The sequence below is a fragment of the Pseudomonas congelans genome, from assembly GCF_900103225.1.
Classification (GTDB): Bacteria; Pseudomonadota; Gammaproteobacteria; order Pseudomonadales; family Pseudomonadaceae; genus Aquipseudomonas; species Aquipseudomonas congelans.
Window position 1 is genome coordinate 841,969 of the sequence record NZ_FNJH01000001.1, and the last position, 23,850, is coordinate 865,818.

Here is a 23,850-nt window from a genome sequence, read left to right on the forward strand (position 1 = left end):
TCGTGCTCAAGGCTTTTTGCGTAATGGCCATCGCTGCGAGCCTGTCGGCCTGCATCAGTGCGCCGATCCCCCTGACCGCGAAAACCACCGCGCAGTTGCAGCAACAGCCGCCGGTGCGCTTTCTGCTGACCTTCGACGATGGGCCGAGCGCCTCGACGTTCTACAACCCCAGCATTACCGTGCTCGACAGCCTGGCCGACAATCCGCTGCAGCCGGGCATCAAGGCGGTGTTCTTCGTGCAGACTGGCGCAACCGGTGCGGGTAACAGCGATCAGGGCCGGGCGATCATGCGCCGTCAGCATGAAGAAGGCCACCTGCTGGGCTTTCACACCGCCACGCCGCATCACACCAACCACCGTTCGCTGAGTGATGAGGCGCTGGAGCAATCCCTGACCCAGGGCTGCGCGATCATTGCCTCGATCACGGGCGTGCCGACCACCTTGCTGCGTCCGCCGTTCTGGAACTATGACAAGCGCACGTTCAGCGCCTATCAGCGCCACCATCTGCAGGTACTGCTCACTGACCTGAGTGCCAATGACGGCAAGATCTGGGGCTATAACTTCAGCCTGCGTCGCCGCTCCAACATGGTCAGCCAGCTCTCGCAGGTGCGCGAGCGCATTGCCGCTGGAGAACTGCCTGCGGTGGATGGCGTGATTCCGGTGGTGGTGACCTTCCATGACCTGAACCGCTACACCGCGCGGCATGCGCGGGAGTACCTGCAGATTCTGGTCGACAGTGCCGCGCAGACCGGCGTGCGGCTCGCCGACAAGCCGTTCTATGACGACAGCGCGCAGTTGCAGCGCGCGGCACTGGCCCGAACGGTCAAGGGAGCGGGCGAGCCTGTCAGCTTGCCCGGTGTGTGGAACTGGATCTGGGACCGCAACGCTCACTGACCACGACTACGACCACGCGTCAGGCCAGGGTGTTCTTGCGCACCTGACCGCCCTGGATAATCATCGCCAGGCGCTCGCCCTGACCGACCAGGCAACTGATGTCGCTCAGCGGGTCGCCATCCACCACCAGCAGATCGGCCATCGCGCCGACGGCTATACAGCCCAGTTCGCCTTCACGCTGAAGGATCTGCGCCGCGACACTTGTGGCACTGCGCAACGCTGCCAGATTACCCAGCAGTTCGGCGCGAATCTTCAACTCATGAGTCTGGTACTCGTGCATTTCCCCCAGCAAATCCGAGCCATAGCCCATTGGTACGCCCGCTTCGGCGAACAGCAGCAGGGCATTGCGCCCGGCCTGACGCACATCCTCGATCTTGGCGACCGAGTCTGCAGGCAGACCGAAGCGTTCGCCATATTCGGCGAGCATTTCGTAAGTGACCTGGGTGGGCACCGCGAATGCGCCTTTCTCGGCCATCAGCCGCGCGGTGTCGGCATCGACCAGGTTGCCATGTTCGATGGTTCTGACGCCGCATTCGATGGCGCGGCGAATCGCCCGGGCGGTGTAGGCATGGGCCATGACGTACGTGTTCGCGGCGGCGGCCTCGTCGACGATGGCGCGAATTTCAGCTTCGCTGTATTGGGTATTGGCAATCGGGTCGGTTGGCGAGGAAACACCGCCCGAGGCCATGATCTTGATCTGGTTGGCGCCTTGCTGCAGCTCTTCGCGCACCGCCAGGCGCACGTTGTCGACGCCATCCACCACGCGGGCAATGGCCCCGGCACGGAAGCAGCAGGAGCAGGGCTCGTTGAGCAGCAGTTCGCCGCGCGCACGCATGTCGCCATGGCCGCCGGTCTGCGACAGCGCCTTGCCCGACGCGAAGATCCGCGGGCCGGGAATCAGGCCCATCTGAATCGAACGGGCCAGCGCCCAGTCAGCGCCGCCGGCATCGCGCACGGTGGTAAAACCACGGTCGAGCATCGCAGCCAGAATCGGCAAGGCGCGGTACATGATGATTGCGTTGGGTTGCAGGGCGTTCATGCCCAGGTTGGCGTTGGAAGCCAGCACGTGCACATGGCAGTCGATCAGGCCGGGCATCAGTGTTCTGCCACCCAGATCGATGACCTGAGCGCCAGCCGGGGCCGGTTCACCCTCGGCACGTACTTCGATAATGCGCTCACCCTCGATCACGATTTCCTGGCCCGAAATCAATTGTCCTTGTTGCACGTCCAGCAGGCGGCCGTTGCGCAGGATCAGGTGTGTGGCTTCAGTGGTACTCATTGGTAAGCTCCAGACAAAGGTTGATGGGCCGCAGGCGCACGGTCGTGATAAAGCAGTGCGCCAATACCGCTGACGATGGCGGCGAACATGATGTAGAAGGCCGGCGCCAGGTTGCTGCCGGTCGAGGCAATCAGCCAGGTGATGGTGAAGGTGGCGAAACCGCCGAAGATCGTGACGGCGAAGTTGTAGGCCACCGAAAGTCCGGTGGACAGCACGTGGGTTGGCAGCAATTCACCGAAGGCTGCGAGGATCGAGCCGATGTAAGCGGAAATCAGCAGGCCGAGCACCAGCTCAAAGACCAGCAGTGAAAACAGCCCCGGCATCTGATTGATGAACAGAAACATCGGGTAGGCGCTGAGGAAGATGGCAATGGCCGAGCCCAGCAGCCAGGGGCGATGCCCGCTGCGGTCGGCCAGGGCGCCGACAATCGGCGTGGCGACGATCAGCACCGCGCCGCCCATCATGCCCGCGCTGAAGCCCATCCATGACGGCAAGCCGAGCACGCGCTGGGCGTAGGACGGGATGTAAAACAGGATGGCATAGGTGCAGACGGTCCAGAGCACGACCAGCGAAAAGCTGATCAGGGTCTGTCGCGGGTAGGTCTTGATCACTTCACGCAGCGGCGACTCGACCGGTTTTGCAGCCTTGTAGGCAGGTGTCTCGTCAACCCGGCTGCGAATATAGAAGCCGACCGGCCCGATCAGCGTGCCGATCAGAAACGGCACCCTCCAGCCCCAGCTTTCGAGCTGAGCCTGGGTCAGGTAACTGGACAGCACCGCGCCCAGCGCGGAACCCAGCAGCACCGCGACGCCGATGCTGGCCTGAATCCAGCTGGAGTAGAAGGCTTTTTTGCCCTCAGGCGCATGCTCGGTGAGAAACGCCGTGGCGCTGCCCATCTCGCCACCGGCAGAGAACCCTTGCAGCAGGCGCGCCAGGACAATCAGCAGCGGTGCCAGATAACCGATCTGCGCAAAGCTGGGCGTCAGCCCGATGATCAGCGTACCCAGCGCCATCAGCAGGATGGTCAGCGACAGTGCCGCCTTGCGCCCGCGCTTGTCGCTGTAGATGCCCAGCACAATGCCGCCCACCGGGCGCATGAAGAAGCCCACCCCGAAGGTTGCCAGCGCCAGCAGGTAAGAAGTCAGTTCGCTGCCAGTGGGGAAGAACACCTTGGCGATGATCACCGAGAAGAAGCTGTAGACCGTGAAGTCAAACCATTCAAGGCCATTGCCGATGACAGTGGCGACCACCGCGCGGCGTGCCTTTTGTTCATGGGTGCGTGAAGCAGAGGATTGTGGTGTGCTCACTGGATAGGCTCCTGCATGCGATACACGCAGGGAAGCCCCCTGCATCGGCTGCATTGATTGAGGGGCAGGGTGGGTGTGAGTGCGGCTGAGTCAGGTCTTTTTGCCCGTTTCAGTCGAGAGTAGGCGCTGGACCGATTTTAAGAAAACGCTTATTACGCAGATTTGCATGCGCCAGGCGCATGCAAGTTTCAGAGCGGTGGAACCAGTGTGGCTATTTCGTCTGCCAGCCATTTCTCGAAGGCGCGTGCGGCACGCCGCGGCGTCTTGCCGCTGGGTGTCAGCAAGTAATAGCCGCCTACCGCACCAACGCTCTTGCGGCAGGCCGGCACCAGCGCGCCGGACCGCACGTGACGATCAATCATCGGCTGCCAGCCGAGCACTATGCCGTGCCCGGCGACGGCCAGGTCGACCAGCACCGGATACAGGTTGACGGTCATGCGCTTGCGGATCAGCGACGCATCGACCCCCTGGCGCCCGAACCAGTCACCCCACGACAGCCATTGACGCTGGCCGTCTTCGAGCATCAGCAGGCAATGTTCCAGCAGTTGCGCGGGCTCCAGCAGACGCCCGTCCAGGTAGTCGGGCGAGCAGTAGGCGTTGACCGATTCGGCGAACAGCAGACGGCTGTCGAGACCCGCCGGTGAGACTTCGCGCAGAAAATACAACGCCAGATCGAATTCGGCGCGAATCAGCGAATCCAGCCCGTCGACCACGCGCAGGCGGATATCCACGGCCGGGAAGGCATCGCGATAACGTCCCAGCAAAGGCCCCAGCCACAACGCCGCCACGCCACTGGAGCAGGCCAGGGTCAGTTGCTGATCGCCGCTGTGAGTGATCACCTGAGCGGTGGCCTCGGCGCACAGGGTCAGTACGCGCTGGATCTGCTCGGCGTAAATTTGCCCGGCGACCGTCAGATGAATGCGCTTGTGTTCACGACGAAACAGCGCGCGGCCGAGAAACTCCTCCAGTTGCGCGACCTGACGGCTGATCGCGCTCTGGGTCAGGTTCAGTTCGGTGGCGGCACGGGTGAAACTGCCATGCCGGACGGCGGCTTCGAAAGCGATCAGGTTCTGCAGCGGCGGAAGGGGCTCGATACGCACAGTGGCTCCTGTTGCGGGCAGGTTTTACAAAGGGTCGGGAAACGGCGTCGACAGCAGCCAGTCCCTGAACACGCACAGCGATGGCAGGTTCTGAAAGCGCGTGGCGTAGGCCAGGTAGTAATTGCGTCCGCTGTCCAGAGGCTCGAACAGGGTGACCAGTTCGCCGCTGTGGATTTCGTCCTGCACCAGAATGCGTGGCACCAGTGCGATACCAATGCCGGCCGCGACGGCCTGGATCAGGTGCGAGGTCAGTTCGAAACTTGGGCCGGGGCGCATGATGTGGTGGTCCAGGCGATTACTGTCGAACCAGTCCGACCAGGCATTGGGTCGGGACACCACGCTCAGCAACGAATGCTGGGCCACCTGTGCCGGGGTCATCGACTGGTAGCCGGCAAGGGCAGCCGGGCTGGCAATGACCACCAGTTTTTCACTGACCAGCGGATGGGCGATATAACCGGGCCAGTTGCCGTTGCCGGCACAAATGATCGCGTTCATTTCGCTGGCGGCGGGTGTCAGGTCGGCATGCACGATGCGTGAATGGATATGCACCACATAGCCCGGATGCCGGGTGTAAAAGTCATTCATCCGCGGCAGCAGCCACTTCGAACCGAAGGTGGGCAGCACGGCCAGGTGCAGAGTGCCGCCTTCGGCCTTGTGCGCGATGGTTTGCAGGGTTGCACTGCGGATACGTCCCAGCGCGGCAGCCAGCTCATGCTGATACAGCGCGCCTGCGGTGGTCAGCTCGATGCGCCTGCCGTCACGCTTGAACAGCTCGACTTCCAGCTGCGCCTCCAGCGCCTGTACCTGCCGGCTGACGGCGCTCTGGGTCAGGGCCAGTTCGTCTGCGGCCTTGGTAAAGCTGCCATGCCGGGCGGCCGCCTCGAAGGCGAGCAGCAGCGACATCGAGGGCGTCAGTCTTCGGGTGTTCATTCATAAAGCTCATGGAAAAACGGCAGGTTTTACGTTTGCACTGAAGCATGACAGGCCGGAGAATCACGCTAACCGTTGATAACGCCATGCACTCGAGCGTTTCGAAGCATACGTGCTTTGCATATAAAACGCCTAGCGAGGAAGACCACCATGATTGCGCTGTTGAAACCGACTTCCGAGCAGGTCGGTCACTATGACCGTTTCCTCAATGCCCTGGCGGAGGGCGGCTTTGGTGGCGAAATAGCCCGTGACCATGGTTCGCGCACAGTGCTGGCCACTGACAACTCCATCTACCAGCGCCTGCCACAGGCTGCCGTGTTCCCGATGGACAGCCATGACGTCGCAATCGTCGCCCGGCTGGCAGCGCGGCCCGAGCACAAACAGGTAGTGTTGACCCCGCGTGGCGGCGGCACCGGGACCAACGGGCAATCGCTGACCGATGGGGTGGTGGTCGACCTGTCGCGGCACATGAACGCGATACTCGAGATCAACGTCGAGGAACGTTGGGTGCGCGTGCAGACCGGTGTGGTCAAGGACCAGCTCAATGCCGCGCTCAAGCCGCACGGGCTGTTTTTCGCGCCGGAACTGTCGACCTCCAACCGCGCCACGATTGGCGGCATGATCAACACCGATGCCAGCGGGCAGGGCAGTTGCACCTACGGCAAGACCCGTGATCACGTCCTTGAGCTGTCCACGGTGCTGCTGGGCGGTTCGTACGTCAACAGCCATGCATTGAGTGCCGGGCAGCTGGCCAGCGAACAGGCACGCGTCGACCGCGCCGGCGACGTCTATCGCTGCGCGCAGGAGATTGCCGATACGCAGGCACAATTGATCAAGGAGGTCTTTCCGCCGCTTAACCGCTGCCTGACCGGCTACGATCTGGCGCACCTGCGCGAGGAGGACGGCCGTTTCAACCTCAACAGCGTGCTCTGCGGTTCTGAAGGTTCGCTGGGGTTTATCGTCGAGGCCCGGCTCAACGTCCTGCCGATCCCCAAACATTCGATTCTGGTCAACGTTCGCTATGCCGGTTTCATGGACGCATTGCGCGACGCCAAGGCGTTGATGGCGCACAAACCGCTGTCCATCGAGACCGTGGACTCCAAGGTGCTGATGCTGGCCATGCAGGATATCGTCTGGCATGGCGTGGCCGAGTATTTCCCGCAAGACCCTGCGACGCCGACGCTGGGCATCAACCTGATCGAATTCAGCGGCGATGAGTTAAGTGAAGTCGAGCAGCGCGTTCATGCGTTCGTTGCGCACCTGCAGACCGACACGTCGGTAGTGCGCCTCGGCCACACGCTGGCGGCTGGCAGCGCGGCAGTGAACCGGGTCTACACCATGCGCAAGCGCTCGGTGGGCTTACTCGGCAACGTCAAGGGTGAAGCGCGACCGCAGCCGTTTGTTGAAGACACTGCCGTGCCACCGGAAAATCTCGCCGATTACATTCAGGAGTTCCGTGCGCTGCTGGACAGCTACGGGCTGCAATACGGCATGTTTGGTCATGTGGATGCCGGCGTGCTGCACGTGCGGCCGATTCTGGACATGAAGGACCCCGCGCAGGCTGCGCTGATTCGGCCAATCTCCGACGCCGTCGCCGCGCTGACAAAGCGCTACGGCGGGCTGTTGTGGGGCGAGCATGGCAAGGGCCTGCGTTCGCAATACGTGCCTGAATATTTCGGCGAGCTGTATCCCGCGTTGCAGGCCCTCAAGGCCGCCTGCGACCCGTTCAACCAGCTCAACCCCGGCAAGATCGCCACGCCTGCCAGCGTGCCGGAAGCGCGCCTGACGCAGGTGGATGAGGTGACGTTGCGCGGCGATCTGGATCGCACGATCGACGAACGGGTCTGGCAAAGCTACGACAGCGCGCTGCACTGCAATGGCAATGGCGCCTGCTACAACTATGACACCGACGACGCCATGTGCCCGTCCTGGAAAGCCACCCGTGACCGCATTCACTCACCCAAGGGCCGCGCTTCGCTGGTCAGGGAATGGCTGCGTCTGCAAGGTGAGCAGGACGTCGATGTGCTCACCGCCAGCGCCAGGGCGCGCAGTGCCAATGTGCTGAAAAGTCTTGCCGAGCGAACCGTCAACAGCGTTGCCAGAGTGACGGGGCAGAAGGATTTCTCCCACGAAGTCTACGACGCCATGGCCGGTTGCCTGGCCTGCAAGTCCTGCGCGGGACAATGCCCGGTGAAAGTCAACGTGCCCGAGTTCCGTTCGCGCTTTCTCGAGCTGTATCACAGCCGCTACCTGCGCCCGATCAAGGATTACCTGATTGGCTCGCTGGAGTTCAGCATCCCGCACCTGGCGCGCTTTCCGAAGCTGTACAACGCGATCATGGGCGCAAAGCCAGTGCGTTACCTGCTTGAGCATGTAGCCGGTATGGTCGACAGCCCGTTATTGAGCCTGACCGACTTCCGCGCGGCCTGCGCCCGCTGGAATGTGGGCATTGCCACGCCGCAGCGTCTGGCCGCTCTGAGCGAGGAGGAGCGCAAACGCACGGTGGTGCTGGTTCAGGATGCATTCACCCGATACTTCGAAACCCCGCTGGCGGCAGACTGGCTGGAGCTGATTTCGCGTCTCGGTTATCAGGTCTACCTCGCGCCGTTTGCGCCCAATGGCAAACCGCTGCAGGTGCAGGGTTTTCTGCAGGCGTTCGAGAAGGCTGCCGCTTTCAACAGCCAGTCGCTTGGCAAGCTGGCCGGGTACGGTATCCCGTTGATCGGTCTGGACCCGGCCATGACCCTGGTCTATCGCCAGGAGTACAGCAAGACACTGGGCAGCGAGAATGTGCCCGAGGTCCTGCTGCCGCAGGAGTGGCTGGCGTCTACGGTCGAGGAAGGTCGTGATGGAGCGTCGGCAGAAACGTACTACTTCCTGCCGCATTGCACCGAGAAGACCAACGAGCCTGCCAGTGTCGGCCTCTGGCAGAAAGCCTTCGCCCGCGCCGGTCTCAAGCTGGAGGTGCTGGCCAGCGGTTGCTGCGGGATGTCCGGCACCTATGGGCATGAAACCCGAAACGCGAAAACCAGCGACACCATCTACCGTCAGTCCTGGCAGCCACTGGTAGCCCGGCATGGCGGTGACGGCCGACTGGTCGCCGACGGCTACTCATGCCGCAGCCAGGTCAAGCACCAGGACGGCAAAGTGGTGCAGCATCCATTGCAGGTGCTGCTGGAGAGGGTGCGCGGGCGCTGTGATAGTTGAGACTATCGTGCCGCACGCCCAAGCGTGGGGACGCAGTGAGCGACGCTCCGCATCACAAGGAGGACGCGGAGCGTCCAGAACGGCATGACGACGCGGAGCGTCGCACGATAGTGGCTGATCGTGCCGCACGCTCAAGCGTGGGGACGCAGTGGGCGACGCTCCGCATCACAAGGAGAACGCGGAGCGTCCAGAACGGCATGAGGACGCGGAGCGTCGCACGATAGTGGATGATCGTTCCTCACGCTCCAGCGTGGGAATGCCTTGCGTGACGCTCTGCGTCACCGATCTGTGCCGCGCCGTTCGGTCAGAACTTAAACCAGATACTTGTTGAACCACCCCAATGTGCGGTCCCAGGCCAGTTTCGCCGCTGCTTCGTCGTAACGTGGGGTGGAGTCGTTGTGAAAACCATGATTGGCGCCCGGATAAATGTACGTTTCGTACGTCTTGCCCGCAGCTTTCAAGGCTTTTTCATAGGCTGGCCAGCCTTCGTTGATACGAGTATCCAGTTCGCCGTAGTGAATCATCACTGGCGCCTTGATCTTCACCACGTCTTCGGCATTGGGCTGACGCCCGTAGAACGACACCGCTGCGCCCAGCTCCGGATACGCAACCGCCGCGGCATTGGCCACACCGCCGCCGTAGCAGAAACCGGTGATGCCGACCTTGCCGGTGGTCGCGTCATGCTTCATCAGCCACTCGATGGCGGCAAAGAAGTCGTTCATGAGCTTTTCCGGGTTGACCGTCTGCTGCAGCTCACGGCCCTTGTCATCGTTGCCCGGATAGCCGCCGACCGATGACAGTCCATCAGGTGCCAGCGCAATGAAACCGGCTTTGGCAACGCGGCGCGCCACGTCTTCGATGTAGGGGTTCAAGCCGCGATTCTCATGTGCGACAACCACTGCCGGTACTTTTCCGGCCGCTTTGGCCGGCCGTACCAGATAGCCTCGAACCTGACCATGTCCCTTGGGCGATGGGTAGGAAACGTACTCGGCAATAATGTCCGGGTCTGTGAATTCCACCTGTTCGGCGAGCGCGTAGTTGGGGCTCAGCGAGGCAAGCAGCGCACTGGCGGTAAGGCCGCCAAAGGTAAACAGCGCTGCACGATCGAGAAACTCGCGCCGATTGATCCTGCCGTGTGCGTAGTAGTCATAAAGCTCAAGCAGTTCAGGAGCAAAGTCTTTTGCGGTGAGACGTTCCATCGGTACGCTTCCTTCCGAATCATTCAGGGCTGCCTGCATCTTGGCGGGCTGACGGGCAATGCGTGATCAACATCATGTCCGGCCCCGATAGTATTTCCGGCGAATCGGGATCGCTACTGTAAAACGACGAAAAACCGCCATCCACTGCGAGTGGGTGCAAACGACTGCACGTTGTCGGTCGCTGCCGACGGCCAGCGGAACAGGAAAAAATCAGGCATCGGATTGCACTACCCGGGCTCGATGATGTCCATTTGACTCCTTACGGCATTCACGGTGTTCGGGCGCCGTAGACAAGCATATTATCCAGTCGCTGCATAAAGCGGCGTCGGCTCGCGCCGACAATACATCATGATCTCAACCCTACGCTGATGGTCATATTCCACCTGCTTTTCGAGATAACGTGATGATGAGCCTTCCGACGGAAGACCGCACCCAGCTGTTCAAGGACACGGCTATCCAGTTCTGGAACCACATCACCCCGATCGTCTATGTCGCTCTGGGCATTCACTGTGTGTTGCTGACAGTGTTCCTGGGGCTGGGCATGAAGATCATGTGGGTGGCAAACATCGTCAGCACACTGGTTTACGTCAGTTGCATTCACCTGATCCGCAGGCGTCGGCATCGGCAGGCCGGACAGCTGATGTGCCTGGAGATCATCGGCCATGCCGTGCTCGCGACATGGCAACTGGGCTGGGAAAGCAACTTCAGCTTTTACATATTCTGTGTGATTCCCATCATCGCCTTCACCTTTCAACTGAACGTCGTCAGACGCATTGTCTACAGCGTGGCGATCCTGCTGTCGCTGGTGGGCTGCTTCGCCTTTCGCCGATACACGGGGCAGGGATCCGGTCTAAGCCAGAACGTGCTCAATGCGTTCGGTATTGTCAACGTACTCACAGCAACCACACTGTCGATTTACGCCACTGCATTGTCGGTACGTTTCACCTCGTCGATGCAACTGAGCCTGTTTCATATCGCCAACCGCGACAGCCTGACCAATCTCTACACGCGCAGACGAGTGCTGCATCGCATACGCGAGCTGGAAGCCAGGCGGCAGGGGCTGTCGGCTTCGTTGATCCTGCTCGACATCGATCATTTCAAACAGATCAATGATGTCCACGGGCATGAAACCGGCGATGTGGTTCTGCAACGTGTGGCCGAGATCATCGGTTCAAGCGTGCGCAGCAGCGATATGGCGGCGCGTTGGGGCGGCGAGGAGTTTCTGGTGCTCATGCCTGACACCTCGCCCGAAGATGCGCTGCGCGCGGCCGAACGTATCTGGCGGCGTATCGCCGAGGAGGCCGGGCGGATCAATGAGCGCGTCATTGCCGTCAGCGCCACAGTCGCTGTGGCGACCATCGCCACCGGCGAGGCGTTTCAGCTGGCCCTCAATCGTGCCGACACGTCGCTGTACATGGGCAAACAGCAGGGCCGAAACCGGGTAATGATCGCCGGATGAGCTGCTTGCTCACGCCAGACGCTACCAGCGTGTAGACTTTCGCGCTTTGAACCGGGGAGCACTGTGTCGTGCGTCCTCATTGGCGGTGTATCGATCAAGGCATGCTTATGGATTTGCGTCAGCTCGAAGCCTTCGCGGCGGTCATGTCGGCAGGCAGTGTCACGGCGGCAGGGAAAATGCTCGGCCGATCTCAGCCCTCGGTCACCCGGGCCATTCAGGAACTTGAGCAGGAACTGGGCTTCGCGTTGTTCGAACGCAGTGGGCCGAAGGTCACGCCTACCCACAAGGCGTTCATGATGTATGGCGAAGTGGAAAGTGCGCTGCTGGGGGTGCGCAACATTCACCAGCGTGCGCAGCACATAGCCCAGGAGGAGAACCACCAGATCAAGCTGGTGGCGATCTCGGCCCTGGCAGCCGGTCTGTTGCCTGCGGCCTTGTCGCGCCTGCCCGAGCATCTGCGTCCGCAACAGATTCAGCTACAGAGCATGTCCCCGGAGAATGTGGTTCAGGCTGTTCTGTCGAAAACCATGGATCTGGGAGCGGTCAGCCTGCCGCTGGAGCATCGTGGTCTGGAAATCCACTGGATCGGCGAGGCGCCTTGTGTGGCGGTATTGCCCGCCGATTCGGCGCTGGCCGCGCATGAGGTGCTGTCGATGGAGCTGCTGCGTCAGCACACGCTGATCACCATGGCCAACCCGTATCGCTTTCGTCGACGCATCGACAAGGCGTTTCAGGCTGCGGGTGGTCAGCCGCCGCGTATGCTGGACACCAATACGTCGCTGATTGCCATGCAGATGGCCAGGGTCGGGCTGGGCATTGCACTGGTCGATCCGTTCACGGCGATGGGGGTGCCGGTGCAGGGCGTGATAGTCAGGCCAATCGCCTGCAACATTCCGTTTTTCTTCGGACTGATTTCAGCCTTCGCCAGCCCGTTGTCGGACGTGGCGAGCGCGCTGATCAATGAAATTGCCGACAGCGCAAAAATCCTCTTGCCGGAAATGATCATGCACGAAGCCAGCGCGCATGATGCCCTGTTACAGAGCATTTATGCCGAGTGAGTGGGCAATGCTGGCAGCATTCAGCCCCAGGCATCGGTAACGCCTGTCGTCGTGCGCGCAAGACTGAAGATCGGACGCAGCGCGCCCATGAATACCCTGGATAACGCCTCGTTTCACACCCTTCAAAATTTGCTTAAATTCCATTTGGGAATATAAATATTCTTTTTTGCGCGTTGCGAGAATAAAAATCGGCTTTTACTATTCGAATTAAGCATTCAAAGCCTTTAAGAATTCATTTAGCACAATATTGGAATGATTCTTGAAGTGCTTTGAATCAAGGCTCGGGCTTGTGGCCCGATCATTTTTTCGAGTACCGATCAATGTCCGATGTGAACGCACCCGCTGGCCTGGCCGCCCTGGAAGCTCGCTTGCAGCAGGATCTGGCCTGGCTGGATCTGCCCGCCAAGCCATGGGTCAAGCCCAGGATCAGCGCAGGGCAGGCCGTGCTCGACGTGGCGATTATCGGTGGAGGCATGGCCGGTCTTGCCCTGTCCGCCGAGCTGCGCAATCTCGGCGTAGCGGCGGTCATTTTCGATCAGTCACCAGCAGGTTTCGAAGGCCCTTGGGCCACCACTGCGCGGATGCAGACCCTGCGTTCGCCAAAGCAGTTGACCGGGCCGGCGCTTGGCTTGCCGGCGCTGACGTTTCGCGCCTGGTACGAAGCGCAATTCGGCGTCGATGGCTGGGCGTTGCTGGACAAGATTCCTCGTTTGCAATGGGCCGAGTACCTGCGCTGGTATCGCAAGGTACTGGCACTGGACGTACGCAACGAGCACCGCATAAGCCGGGTAGCGCCCAGAGCGGACGGCCTGATTGAACTGGACGTTGTCACGCCGGTACAGACAACACGATTCCTGCTGGCCCGCCATGTGGTACTCGCCACGGGCCGTGACGGCCTGGGCGGTCCTTGGGTGCCGGATTTTGCCCGGCAGCTGCCGGAGCATTTGTGGACGCATTCGGCGGCGGGTCTGCAGGACAGCTGGTTCGCCGGCAAGCGCGTTGCGGTCATTGGTGGTGGCGCTTCGGCGATGGACAGCGCCGCCACGGCGCTGGAGGCTGGCGCGACGCGGGTGGATCTGCTGATCCGGCGCGCCGAGCTGCCGCGCGTCAACAAAGGCAAGGGCGTCGGCAATCCTGGCATGGTGCATGGCTACTGGCGCCTGCCGGACATCTGGAAATGGCGCATTCGCCACTACCTCAATACCCAACAAGTGCCACCACCTCGCGGCAGTACGCTCAGAGTGTCCGCTTCCGGCAAGGCGCGGTTCATGCTCGACAGCCCGGTGCTTTCCGTCGAAGAGAGCGCTGCTGGAGGCGTCTGGCTGAATACGCCGAAGGCCCGTATCGAGGCAGATTTCGTGGTATTTGCCACCGGGTTTCGCACCGACTTCCGGCAGCGCCCGGAATTTGCGCCATTCTCTTCGCAGATCCGTGTCTGGCAGGATCGCTTTGAAGCACCGAGCGGCGAAACCGATGCTGAGCTGGCTGTACTGCCGGATCTGGGCAACTGCTTTGAATTTCAGGAAAAGATTCCAGGCGCCTGCCCGGGGCTGAACCACATTCACTGCTTCAGTTATCCGGCAGCGTTGAGCTATGGCGCGGTGTCCGGGGATATTCCTGCCATCAGCGAAGGTTCCAAACGTCTGGCCCATGCCTTGGTCGGGCAGTTGTTCAACGAGGACATCGCCCTGCATTTCGACACCATGCTCGATTACGCCGAGCCAGAACTGCTGGGCGATGAGTGGGTGGTCAGCCAGCCAAGCGCCGCAGAGCTGCGCCAATGATCGGCTGGGCGCTGCGTCGGCTGACTCAATCGTTGCTGGTCATCCTGTTGATGACGCTGGTGGTGTTCGTCGGCCTCAATGCCATCGGCAACCCGATGGACATTCTGGTCGGTGAAGACCTCAATCAGGCGGAGCGTCTGCAGGCCATCGCGCATTTGGGCCTGGACCAGCCTCTGTGGCAGCAGTACCTGATTTTTCTCAAGGGTGCGGTTCACGGCAATCTGGGGCAAAGCTTCGTGTATCACGAGGACGCCATGCGCCTGATCCTGCAGCGCTTGCCCGCCACGTTCGAGCTGGCGTTCAGTGCTCTGTTTCTGGCGGTGGTCATCGGTGTGCCGCTGGGCATGTTTGCCGGTATGTACCCCGAGCATCCGCTGTCCCGACTGATGATGGCCGCCAGCATTGTCGGCTTTTCGCTGCCTGCGTTCTGGGTGGCATTGATGATGATCATGCTGTTCTCCATCTCCCTGGGCTGGCTGCCGGCCAGCGGCCGCGGCGAAACCCGTGAGTGGCTGGGCGTGCAATGGTCATGGCTGACGCTGGACGGTTTGCAGCACCTGTTGTTGCCAGCGCTGAACCTGGCGCTGTTCAAGATTTCGCTGGTGCTGCGTCTGACCCGTGCGGGTGTGCGCGAAGTGCTGCCCCAGGAATTCGTCAAATTCGCCCGGGCCAAGGGTCTGTCACCGATGCGCGTGATGTGTATGCACGTCATGCGCAACACCATGATTCCGGTGGTGACGGTGCTGGCCATGGAACTGGGCTCGACCATCGCCTATGCCGTAGTGACTGAAAGCATTTTCGCCTGGCCGGGTGCCGGCAAGCTGATCCTCGACAGCATCAACATGCTCGACCGTCCGGTGGTGGTCGCTTACCTGATGGTGGTCGTAGTGATTTTCGTGGTGCTCAACCTGATCGTCGACGGCTTGTATTACCTGCTCGACCCACGCGTACGCATCGAGGCATCCCGATGAATGTCATTGAAAAAGCCCCGATCGGCAGCACGCTGCTGCAGGCCCAGTCGCCCTGGCGACGAGTGCTGAGCGAGTTCTTCAGCTCGCCCACGGCGGTGACGGGCCTGGCGGTCCTGCTGATCATTGTCCTGGTTGCAGCACTGGCGCCGTGGATTGTGGTGCAGAACCCCTACGACCTGATGCAGCTCAACGTCATGGACGCGCGCATGCCGCCTGGCAGCCTCAATATGGACAGCGGTTACACCTATTGGCTGGGCACTGACGGGCAGGGCCGCGATCTGGTCTCGGCGATCATCTACGGTCTGCGCATCAGCCTGTGGGTCGGCATTGGCTCGGCGTTGATTGCGGCAGTGCTCGGTACGCTGCTCGGGCTGGTATCTGCGTATGTCGGCGGCTGGCTGGATGCCTTGCTGATGCGTCTGGTCGACCTGTTGCTGTCGTTTCCGGTGATTCTGATGGCGCTGATGATTCTGGCCTGGCTGGGCAAGGGCGTCGGCAACGTGATGCTGACCCTGATATTGCTCGAATGGGCCTATTACGCGCGTACCGCACGCGGGCAGGCGCTGACCGAAAGCCGCCGTGAATACGTCGATGCGGCGCGCGGGCAGGGCGTAGGTCCGCTGCGTATTGTAGTTGGCCACATTCTGCCCAACTGCCTGCCACCGCTGATCGTGATCGGCGCCTTGCAGATCGCCCGCGCCATCACTCTGGAAGCGACCCTGTCGTTCCTGGGCCTGGGCGTGCCGGTCACCGAGCCGTCGCTGGGGCTGCTGATTGCCAACGGCTTTCAATACATGCTCAGCAATGAATACTGGATCAGTCTGTTTCCGGGCCTGGCGCTGTTGATCACTATTGTGGCCATCAACCTTGTCGGTGACCGGCTGCGTGATGTTCTCAACCCGAGGCTGCAGCGATGAGCCTGCCCGACGCGCCATTGGCGCCCACTACCGTCCGACAGCCGACCCTGGATGTGCGCGGCCTGTGCACCTCGTTTCATACCCGCGCCGGCGTATTGCCGGCGGTGCGCGACGTGTCACTGCGCGTAGAGCCGGGACGCATTCTGGGTCTGGTCGGTGAGTCCGGGTCGGGCAAGTCGGTCACCGGCTTTTCGATCCTCGGCCTTGTCGATGAGCCTGGGCGCATCAGCGGTGGCGAGGTGCTGTTCAAGGGCCGCGATCTGACCAGACTGTCTGCCTCGCAACTGCGTGACATTCAGGGCAACCGGGTAGCGATGATCTTTCAGGACCCGATGATGACCCTCAACCCGGTGCTGCGGGTCGATACACAAATGATCGAGGCGGTGCGGGCACACAGCCCGATGAGCAAGCGCGAGGCCCGCGAACACGCCAGTCGCACGCTGGCGCTGATGGGCATCGCCAGCCCTGAAGAACGTCTGCGCGCCTATCCGCATCAGTTGTCCGGCGGTATGCGCCAGCGGGTGGCGATTGCCATCGCACTGCTGCATGCACCGGACCTGATCATCGCCGATGAGCCGACCACGGCGCTGGACGTGACCATTCAGGCGCAGATTCTCAGTGAAGTGCAGAAGCTGGTGCGCGAGCAGGGCACTTCGCTGATCTGGATCACCCATGATCTTTCCGTGATCGCGGGGCTGGCTGACGATGTGGCGGTGATGTACGCCGGACGCATCGTCGAGCAGGGTCCGGTCGCCGATGTACTGGATCGTCCGCAGCACCCCTACACCCAAGGGCTGATCGACAGCCTGCCAAGTCGCAACCAGCGCGGCCAGCGCCTGCGGCAGATTCCGGGCATGGCACCCGACCTGCTGTCGATGCCGGTCGGTTGTGCTTTTGCGGCGCGCTGTCCCCGAGCTTCGCAGATCTGTGCGCAGGAGCCTCAACCCCACGAGGCGCGACCGGGCCACATGGTTCGCTGTTTTCACCCAGGAGCGGCCGATGCCCAGTGATCAGATTCCCCTCATCGAGCTGCATCAGGTCAGCAAGACCTTCGGCAAACCCGTGGATGAGCGCTCCCTTCAGGGGCTTATGCAACGGCTGCACCTTACCCGTGCAAAACCGGTGACCCGTGCGGTGGATCGTGTCGATCTGCGCATCGCGCGCGGTGAAGTGGTCGGGCTGGTGGGCGAGTCGGGCTGTGGCAAGTCGACCCTGGGGCGCATGGTTGCCGGGCTGCTGCCGGTCTCCTCAGGCACCACATTGGTGGACGGCAAACCGCTGGATAGCCTGACCACGCAGGAGCGCAAGGCGCTGCGCCTGAAAGTGCAGATGATTTTTCAGGACCCTTCGTCAAGCCTCAACCCGCGTCTGCGGGTCGACCGGATCGTCGGCGAAGGTGCGCTGTTGCACGGCCTGACCGACCGCAAGGGCGCAGATGATTACGTCAGTGCGCAATTGCAGCGTGCCGGGCTCAGCCCGCAATTGCGCCAGCGCTATCCGCATCAGTTCAGCGGTGGCCAGCGCCAGCGCATCGGCATTGCCCGTGCGCTGGCGGTGCAACCGGAACTGCTGGTGTGCGACGAGTCGGTGGCGGCGCTGGACGTGTCGATTCAGGCACAGATCCTCAACCTGTTCATGGACCTGCGCGACGAGCTGGGCCTGACCTATCTGTTTATCAGCCATGACCTGGGCGTCGTCGAGCACCTCTGCGATCGGGTCATCGTGATGTACCTGGGCCGCGTGGTCGAGACAGCATCGGTCGATGACCTGTTCGCGCGGGCCAACCACCCGTACACCCAGGCTTTGCTGGCGCAGATCCCGCGCTTCGATATTCGCAGTACCCGTTATGACGCGATCCAAGGGGAAATCCCCAGCCCGCTGAACCCGCCTGCCGGGTGTCATTTCCACCCTCGCTGCCCGCACGCCATGGCGCGCTGTCGCGAGGAAGTTCCAGCGCTGCGGGAGGTTTCGCCGAATCACCAGAGCGCCTGTCACCTGAATGACCAACGCTGAACGGGCACCTCAAGCCCGTCACCCTCTGCCATTGCGTACAAGGAATCACCCATGAAACCACTCGTTCGTTCGTTGTTAGCGTCGGCCCTCGTGCTGGCTGCCGGCAGTGTCACGGCACAGGACTTGCGCATCGGTTACGCCGACCCGGTCTCGTCACTCGATCCACAGCTCAATAACTATGCCGGAGACCGCTCGGTGGCATTGCATGCCTTCGAATCGCTGGTCAGCCGCCGTGATGACAAAACCCTGCCAGGTCTGGCCAAGAGCTGGAAGGTCGTGGACGACACCACGTGGGAGTTCGCCCTGCGTGATGACGTCAAATGGCAGGATGGCACGCCGCTGACCGCTGATGACCTGGTCTTCTCCTTCGAGCGCGCGCGCAACGTACCCGGCAGCGTGGCCTCTTACGCAGGTGCCATGCGTACCGTTGAATCGATCAAGGCCAAGGATGATCACACGCTGGTCATCAAGACCCGTTCGCCCAATGCCAACCTGCTGCCGGATATCGATTCGATCTACATCGTCAGTCGCCATGCCGGTGCGGCAGCCAGCAGCGCCGATTACAACTCGGGCAAGGCGATGATCGGCACCGGGCCTTACCGGTTTGTCTCGTTCGTGCCGGGCGATCGCACGGTATTCGCGCGCAATGACAATTACTGGGGTGGCAGACCGACCTGGGACAAGGTTGATTTCCGCTTCATTGCCAACGCCGCCAACCGTACTGCGGCCTTGCTGGCGGGCGATGTCGACGTGATCGACAAGGTATCGCCTACCGATGTGGCGAGCCTGCGCAAAACACCGAACGTCAATGTCTTCGCCTATCAGGGACTGCGTGCGCTGATCATTCAGCCAAGTTTCCGAGCAGGCCCGAACGAATTCATTCGCGACAATGCGGGCAAGCCGCTGGCCGAAAACCCGCTGCTGGACGTACGGGTGCGCAAGGCGCTGTCCCTGGCGATCAATCGTCCGGCCATCGACGAGCGCATCATGCAAGGCACCGTAACCGAAGCCAATCAATGGATGCCGGCCAATACGTTCGGTTACAACCCGCAGATCAAGAACATCCCCTATGACGTCAAGCAGGCCAAGGATCTGCTGGCGCAGGCCGGCTTCCCCGAAGGCTTCCAACTGACTGTGCATGTGCCGGGCGACCGTTATCCGCAGGCACCGGAGGTCATGCAGGCGGTGGCGCAGTTCTGGACGCGGATCGGCGTCAAGGTTCAGCTGGAGGTATTGCCGTGGGCGGTGTACGCGGGCAAGGCCAACAAGAATGAACTGGCGATCAGCGTGATTGCCTGGGGCAATGGCACCGGCGAAGCGGCGTATGCCCTGACCAATATTCTGACCACTGTCGATAGCAACAAAGGGCAGGGCGCTTCCAACTGGGGCCATTACAGCAATCCGCTGGTGGACAAGGCATTGGCTGATTCGACCGCTGAATTCGACGAGGCCAAGCGGCGCAAGATTCTCCAGGACTCGGTGCAGATTGTCAGCGATGACGTCGGCATCATCCCGCTGTTCCATTACCAGAACATCTGGGCAGCGCGCAAAGGCCTCAAGGTCGAGCCACTGGTCAGCGACCGCACTGCAGCGACCATGGTCACCGAGCAACCTTGATTTCTTCCATCAACGCGCCGCTTCTGCAAGCGGCGGCGCGCATGCAACCACAGCATCGCAGGACCTTTCATGACATCGACCACTGAACATTCAACGACACCTGACGTGCTCGACAACCTGCTGGACATCGCGCCGGGCAGCCCGCTGCACGCGGTTCGTCATGCACGGGACAAGGTGGCCCAGGCAACCCAGGGCAGTCAGGACTTGTTTTTTGACCCGGCACTGACGCACAACCTGTCATTGAGCGAACGCCTCTGGGTGGCGTATTACGCCACGCTGTTGAGCGCGCAGCCGACCCTGAGCGGGTATTACCTGGCGCAGTTGCAGGCGGCTGGCGTCGCGGCAAACGTGCTGGCCGATGTGGACGCCAGCCGAATCGATCTGTTGGATGACCAGCGCCTGGCGGCGATCCTGCGCTTTACGCGAACCTTGATCGAGTCTCCGGTACACGGCGATCAAAGCGCATTGCAGGCGCTGCAACACCAGGGCCTGAGCACCGCTGAAATCGTGGTACTGGCACAACTGATCGCCTTTCTGTCCTACCAGGTGCGCCTGGCCGCAGGGCTGGGTGCTTTAAAATCTGCCGGAGCAGCCTGATGAGCGAACTCATGGAAATTGAAGGTTTCACCAATCAGGTGCTGGGCTGGAAAGCCTGGTTGCCCACCGTTGACCTCGACAGCGCGAGCGCCGAGCAGATCGCTGTGCTTGAAGAAAGCCACCCGCAGGCCAAGACCTCGGATTACTACCTGACGCTGGCCCATCATCCGGACATTCTTCGCCAGCGCTCTCAGGCGTTCAACGCGATCATGTACGCACCCGGCGGCCTGTCGCGCGCCGAGCGGGAGCTGGCAAGCACGGTGGTGTCGCGTATCAACCGCTGCGTGTATTGCGCGTCGGTGCATGCGCAACGCTTCGAACAACTGGCCAAACGCAATGACGTCATCGCCCAGGTGTTTGCCGACCCCGCAACGGCAGGTACCACGGCGCGTGAAAAAGCGATCGTGCAGTTCGCCATCGACCTGACGCTTGAACCGGCTTCGCTCAACGCCGGGCATATCCAGGCGCTGTACGAGCAGGGGCTGGACGAGACTCAGGTGCTGGACCTGATTCACGCCATCTCGATATTCGCCTGGGCGAACCGGCTCATGCTCAACCTGGGGGAGCCGGTGTTTCCCGAGGTGTGATCGCGGCAGTATCCAGGCCAAGTGCTTGAGGTGCAGTCTGGCCCGGTCGTTGCAAGTTCACTGCATAAGTGAACAAGCGACCCGGACACGATTGAGGTAATGGAATGCTGATAGCACACATTTCGGACACACATGTACGGCCCAGAGGGCAACTCTATCAAGGCGTGGTGGACTCCAATGCCATGCTGGCCGCTGCCGTCGACACGATAAACGCCCTCGACCCGGCACCCGATCTGATTTTGTTCAGCGGTGATCTGGTGGAAGAGGGGCGGCCCGAAGAGTACGCGATGGCCCGGGAGTTGCTGCAACCGCTACGGCAAAAACTGCTGATGATACCGGGCAACCATGATCATAGGCAGAACCTGCGCGACGCCTTTCCCGAGCACGATTACTTCATCAATGACCAGGATTGCAGTTTCGTCTATTCGGGTTCTGCGCCGCTGCGCATCATCGGTCTGGATATCAGCGTCCCGGAGCAGCATCACGGCGATATGACCGACACCGCGACCCAGTGGCTGGATCGCACACTGGCGCAGGAGCCGCACAAGCCGACGCTGATCATGATGCATCAGCCGCCGTTTTCAAGTGGCATTCCCTACATCGATGCGTATCGCTGTGAAAGAGGCGAGCGGCTGGCGGAGGTTGTCTGCAGATACCCGGCCATCGAGCGCATCGTCTGCGGGCATATTCATCGTTTCATGCAGCTGCGCTTCGGCGGCACGCTGATGTGTACGGCGCCGAGCACGACGACGGCCATCGCCTTGCGACTGCACGCCGAGGCTGCCGACGCCTCTTATGTCGAACCGCCGGCATTGCTGCTGCATCACTGGAAAGCCGACACGGGCCTTATTACCCATTGGGTGCCGATAGGTCGTTTCGAAGGGCCTTTTGACTTCGCCTGAACGGGAATGCCCCTGACAGCGCAGGCTGTCAGGTCGCCTGCTCCTTGGCCAGATTGACCAGAATGATGCCCGCGATGATCAGGCTGATGCCGCCAATTGCCATCAATGTGGGCACCTGCTGGTAGCGAAACGCTGCAATGACGGTGATCAGGGTAATGCCCAGACCTGACCACATGGACGTGATCAGTGACATGGGCAAGTCCCTTTGCGCATACCCCAGACACACAATGCCAAGGCCATAGCCCGCTATCGAGGCAATCACCGGAACCCAGCGGGTGAAGCCGTTGCTTTCTTTGAGTGCAATGGTCGCTACCGTTTCAGCGACGATACCTGCGAGCAGGAACAAATAGGCTTTTATAAGCATGACGGCAGATCGCTTTTCAGGCATTCAGGAAGGGAGAGAGATGATGCGGTCGGCATAAAACCCGTTGAACGGGGTGCGCAAGGACACCGAGTAAGCGCCGGTCGATTGAAACTCCAGCCAGTCGCCCTCCCTGATATCGCTGGCGAGCGTGTAGGGGAAGGCCAGGCGATCCATGCTGTCGCATGTAGGGCCGAAGATATTGAAAGTGTTTTCCGCTGCACCGGTGTAAGGGGCCGCGTCCCGCCACACGCGTGCGGGAAATTGCAGCCACTGCTGGGCTGATAGCAAACCGCCAAAAATACCGGCACCGCAGAAAACGCTGTGTTCGCGTCTTGAAAGCACCCGTGCAAACAGCGACATGCCGCCGTACACCAGGCCACGACCCGCTTCGCAGATCAGGTTCAGATCCTTCAGTGTCGGGCTGGTCTGAATGTGCTCGCAGACTCTGCCGACCAGGTCCGGGGTGTTACCCATGGAGTTCAGGTAATTACCCGGAAACCCGCCGCCGATATCCAGATGCCTGACGTGCTGGGCGGTGTCGCGCACAATGGCATCGGCGTCATCGAGGGCCGCGAGCCACGGGCCTTCTTCAATGGCTTGTGAGCCGACATGGAATGACAGCCCAAGTGACCAGTCAGTGCTGGACGCCACTTGATGCACCAGTTGCGTCGCCAACGCCGGGCTTGCGCCGAATTTGCCTCTGAGATCGTAAACCGCCGTCGACTCGGAGGGCGCGTAGCGCACGAACAGGCTGATCGTGCTGTCGCGTTCGGGCAATACGTCCCGCAACTTCAAGAGTTCCTCCTCACTGTCGAGCACAAATGAACGCACGCCATATCGGTAGTAGGCCTCGTGCAGGCAGTGGCGGGATTTCACTGGGTTCATCAGGTATTGAACTGCGTTGGGCAGCGTGTTGTGTACCGTCTGCACCTCGGCAAGCGACGCCACGTCAAAATGGTTGATACCGCCCTGGCTCAAGGCTTCCAGCACCTGCGGGAGTGGATTGGCCTTCATTGCATACAACACGGTACCTGGAAAACAGCCACTGAATTGCTGTGCATTCCGGGTGATCCAGTGCGGGTCAACGGTATAGAAGGTGTCGTTGGTGTCATCGGCTAATTGCGCAAAAAGTGTGTCCACGTTGAACTTCCCTGGCTTCGAAGTGTGTTCAGGTTTGAGCAAACTTCGTGCCAGTGCTTTATGGGGGCGCTGAACAAGTTAACGAGAACGATTTAATAAACATGTATACAAGATGGTCAGCCAAAACAGTGCGATTTTTAAGCATTCGAATCGGTGTGGTGCAGTTGAATGTACGGTCTGAAACTATAAAGATAGATAGCACTTTGCTATTTTAAAAAGTGACTTTTAAATAATTTGATACATATATTAAAGTAATAATACATTAAATTTAATCGAGAAAAAGTTAGCAAATTTATAGGGTTGGCTAACCTCGGTTACGCTTCTGGCCAGTGATGGCGATTATCTGACACCTTGCTAATGCGCGATGATCAAGAGCGGTGGCACGCCGCTTGCTGGGTACTGAATCGTGAAGTAATGGGGACTTGTTCCATTGCGTCAGCGCTCGCGTTAACGACGACGAAGTAATTCATGGTCATGGATCAGGCAGGGGGTTGCTCGGCAAGCCGAGGAGCAGCCCCGATGAAGT

At 60.9% G+C, this 23,850-nt stretch carries 20 protein-coding genes; 13 read left to right on the top strand and 7 right to left on the bottom strand.

Annotated elements, in window-relative coordinates:
* The first annotated feature begins 23 nt into the window (after positions 1 to 23).
* On the top strand, positions 24 to 893 hold the full coding sequence (locus tag BLR20_RS03665) for a polysaccharide deacetylase family protein (RefSeq protein ID WP_054993682.1): 870 nt from the start codon (positions 24 to 26) through the stop codon (positions 891 to 893).
* 19 nt (positions 894 to 912) lie between these two features.
* Here the strand turns inward: BLR20_RS03665 and BLR20_RS03670 are convergent, their stop codons facing one another.
* The 4 genes from BLR20_RS03670 to BLR20_RS03685 all read right to left on the bottom strand — a co-directional run bounded on the left by BLR20_RS03670 (position 913) and on the right by BLR20_RS03685 (position 5,509).
* Positions 913 to 2,172, bottom strand: a complete 1,260-nt coding sequence (locus BLR20_RS03670; protein ID WP_054993642.1) for a metal-dependent hydrolase family protein — start codon at positions 2,170 to 2,172, stop codon at positions 913 to 915.
* Positions 2,169 to 3,479 (bottom strand): MFS transporter, encoded by a 1,311-nt coding sequence (locus BLR20_RS03675; RefSeq protein ID WP_054993641.1) that lies wholly within the window; start codon positions 3,477 to 3,479, stop codon positions 2,169 to 2,171. The genes BLR20_RS03670 and BLR20_RS03675 overlap by 4 nt, the downstream gene beginning before the upstream one ends.
* Positions 3,480 to 3,667: 188 nt before the next feature.
* Positions 3,668 to 4,579 carry a LysR substrate-binding domain-containing protein gene (locus tag BLR20_RS03680; protein ID WP_010433974.1) on the bottom strand — a complete coding sequence of 304 codons (912 nt, stop codon included), beginning with the start codon at positions 4,577 to 4,579 and terminating at the stop codon, positions 3,668 to 3,670.
* 24 nt (positions 4,580 to 4,603) lie between these two features.
* Entirely contained in the window at positions 4,604 to 5,509 is a 906-nt protein-coding gene (locus BLR20_RS03685; protein ID WP_010433972.1) for a LysR substrate-binding domain-containing protein, read from the bottom strand.
* A gap of 150 nt (positions 5,510 to 5,659) precedes the next feature.
* Between BLR20_RS03685 and ydiJ the strand changes: the two genes are divergently transcribed.
* Positions 5,660 to 8,716 carry a D-2-hydroxyglutarate dehydrogenase YdiJ gene (gene ydiJ, locus BLR20_RS03690; protein ID WP_054993640.1) on the top strand — a complete coding sequence of 1,019 codons (3,057 nt, stop codon included), beginning with the start codon at positions 5,660 to 5,662 and terminating at the stop codon, positions 8,714 to 8,716.
* 311 nt (positions 8,717 to 9,027) lie between these two features.
* Here the strand turns inward: ydiJ and yghX are convergent, their stop codons facing one another.
* Entirely contained in the window at positions 9,028 to 9,915 is an 888-nt protein-coding gene (gene yghX / locus BLR20_RS03700) for a YghX family hydrolase (RefSeq protein ID WP_003416575.1), read from the bottom strand.
* Between the two features lie 403 nt (positions 9,916 to 10,318).
* On the opposite strand from yghX, the gene BLR20_RS03705 reads away from it, so the two are divergent.
* The 11 genes from BLR20_RS03705 to BLR20_RS03755 all read left to right on the top strand — a co-directional run bounded on the left by BLR20_RS03705 (position 10,319) and on the right by BLR20_RS03755 (position 21,820).
* Positions 10,319 to 11,374 carry a GGDEF domain-containing protein gene (locus BLR20_RS03705; protein ID WP_054993639.1) on the top strand — a complete coding sequence of 352 codons (1,056 nt, stop codon included), beginning with the start codon at positions 10,319 to 10,321 and terminating at the stop codon, positions 11,372 to 11,374.
* 107 nt (positions 11,375 to 11,481) lie between these two features.
* Positions 11,482 to 12,432, top strand: coding sequence for a LysR family transcriptional regulator (locus tag BLR20_RS03710; RefSeq protein WP_054993638.1), 951 nt, complete (start codon positions 11,482 to 11,484; stop codon positions 12,430 to 12,432).
* Positions 12,433 to 12,752: 320 nt separating this feature from the next.
* Positions 12,753 to 14,216, top strand: a complete 1,464-nt coding sequence (locus BLR20_RS03715) for an NAD(P)-binding domain-containing protein (protein WP_054993637.1) — start codon at positions 12,753 to 12,755, stop codon at positions 14,214 to 14,216.
* Entirely contained in the window at positions 14,213 to 15,187 is a 975-nt protein-coding gene (locus BLR20_RS03720; protein ID WP_054993636.1) for an ABC transporter permease, read from the top strand. Before BLR20_RS03715 ends, BLR20_RS03720 begins: the two co-directional genes overlap by 4 nt.
* The gene (locus tag BLR20_RS03725; protein WP_054993635.1) at positions 15,184 to 16,104 is read left to right on the top strand and encodes an ABC transporter permease; all 921 of its coding nucleotides are present in this window, start codon (positions 15,184 to 15,186) and stop codon (positions 16,102 to 16,104) included. Before BLR20_RS03720 ends, BLR20_RS03725 begins: the two co-directional genes overlap by 4 nt.
* Positions 16,101 to 17,114 (top strand): ABC transporter ATP-binding protein, encoded by a 1,014-nt coding sequence (locus BLR20_RS03730; protein ID WP_054993634.1) that lies wholly within the window; start codon positions 16,101 to 16,103, stop codon positions 17,112 to 17,114. Before BLR20_RS03725 ends, BLR20_RS03730 begins: the two co-directional genes overlap by 4 nt.
* A complete protein-coding gene (locus tag BLR20_RS03735; RefSeq protein ID WP_054993633.1) occupies positions 17,104 to 18,117 on the top strand; it encodes an ABC transporter ATP-binding protein in 1,014 nt (337 codons plus the stop codon). Before BLR20_RS03730 ends, BLR20_RS03735 begins: the two co-directional genes overlap by 11 nt.
* A gap of 51 nt (positions 18,118 to 18,168) precedes the next feature.
* Positions 18,169 to 19,734 (top strand): ABC transporter substrate-binding protein, encoded by a 1,566-nt coding sequence (locus BLR20_RS03740; RefSeq protein ID WP_054993632.1) that lies wholly within the window; start codon positions 18,169 to 18,171, stop codon positions 19,732 to 19,734.
* A 69-nt stretch (positions 19,735 to 19,803) separates the two neighbouring features.
* Positions 19,804 to 20,331: a CMD domain-containing protein gene (locus BLR20_RS03745; RefSeq protein ID WP_010428632.1), complete on the top strand. Its 528-nt coding sequence runs from the start codon at positions 19,804 to 19,806 to the stop codon at positions 20,329 to 20,331.
* A complete protein-coding gene (locus BLR20_RS03750; RefSeq protein WP_010428630.1) occupies positions 20,331 to 20,918 on the top strand; it encodes a peroxidase-related enzyme in 588 nt (195 codons plus the stop codon). The genes BLR20_RS03745 and BLR20_RS03750 overlap by 1 nt, the downstream gene beginning before the upstream one ends.
* 104 nt (positions 20,919 to 21,022) lie before the next feature.
* Entirely contained in the window at positions 21,023 to 21,820 is a 798-nt protein-coding gene (locus tag BLR20_RS03755; protein ID WP_054993631.1) for a phosphodiesterase, read from the top strand.
* A gap of 28 nt (positions 21,821 to 21,848) precedes the next feature.
* Here BLR20_RS03755 and BLR20_RS03760 read toward each other — a convergent pair whose 3' ends face one another.
* Complete coding sequence (locus BLR20_RS03760; RefSeq protein ID WP_003402657.1) at positions 21,849 to 22,184, bottom strand: DMT family transporter; 336 nt, start codon at positions 22,182 to 22,184, stop codon at positions 21,849 to 21,851.
* Positions 22,185 to 22,208: 24 nt separating this feature from the next.
* The gene (locus BLR20_RS03765; RefSeq protein ID WP_054993630.1) at positions 22,209 to 23,324 is read right to left on the bottom strand and encodes a type III PLP-dependent enzyme; all 1,116 of its coding nucleotides are present in this window, start codon (positions 23,322 to 23,324) and stop codon (positions 22,209 to 22,211) included.
* Positions 23,325 to 23,850 lie beyond the last annotated feature (526 nt).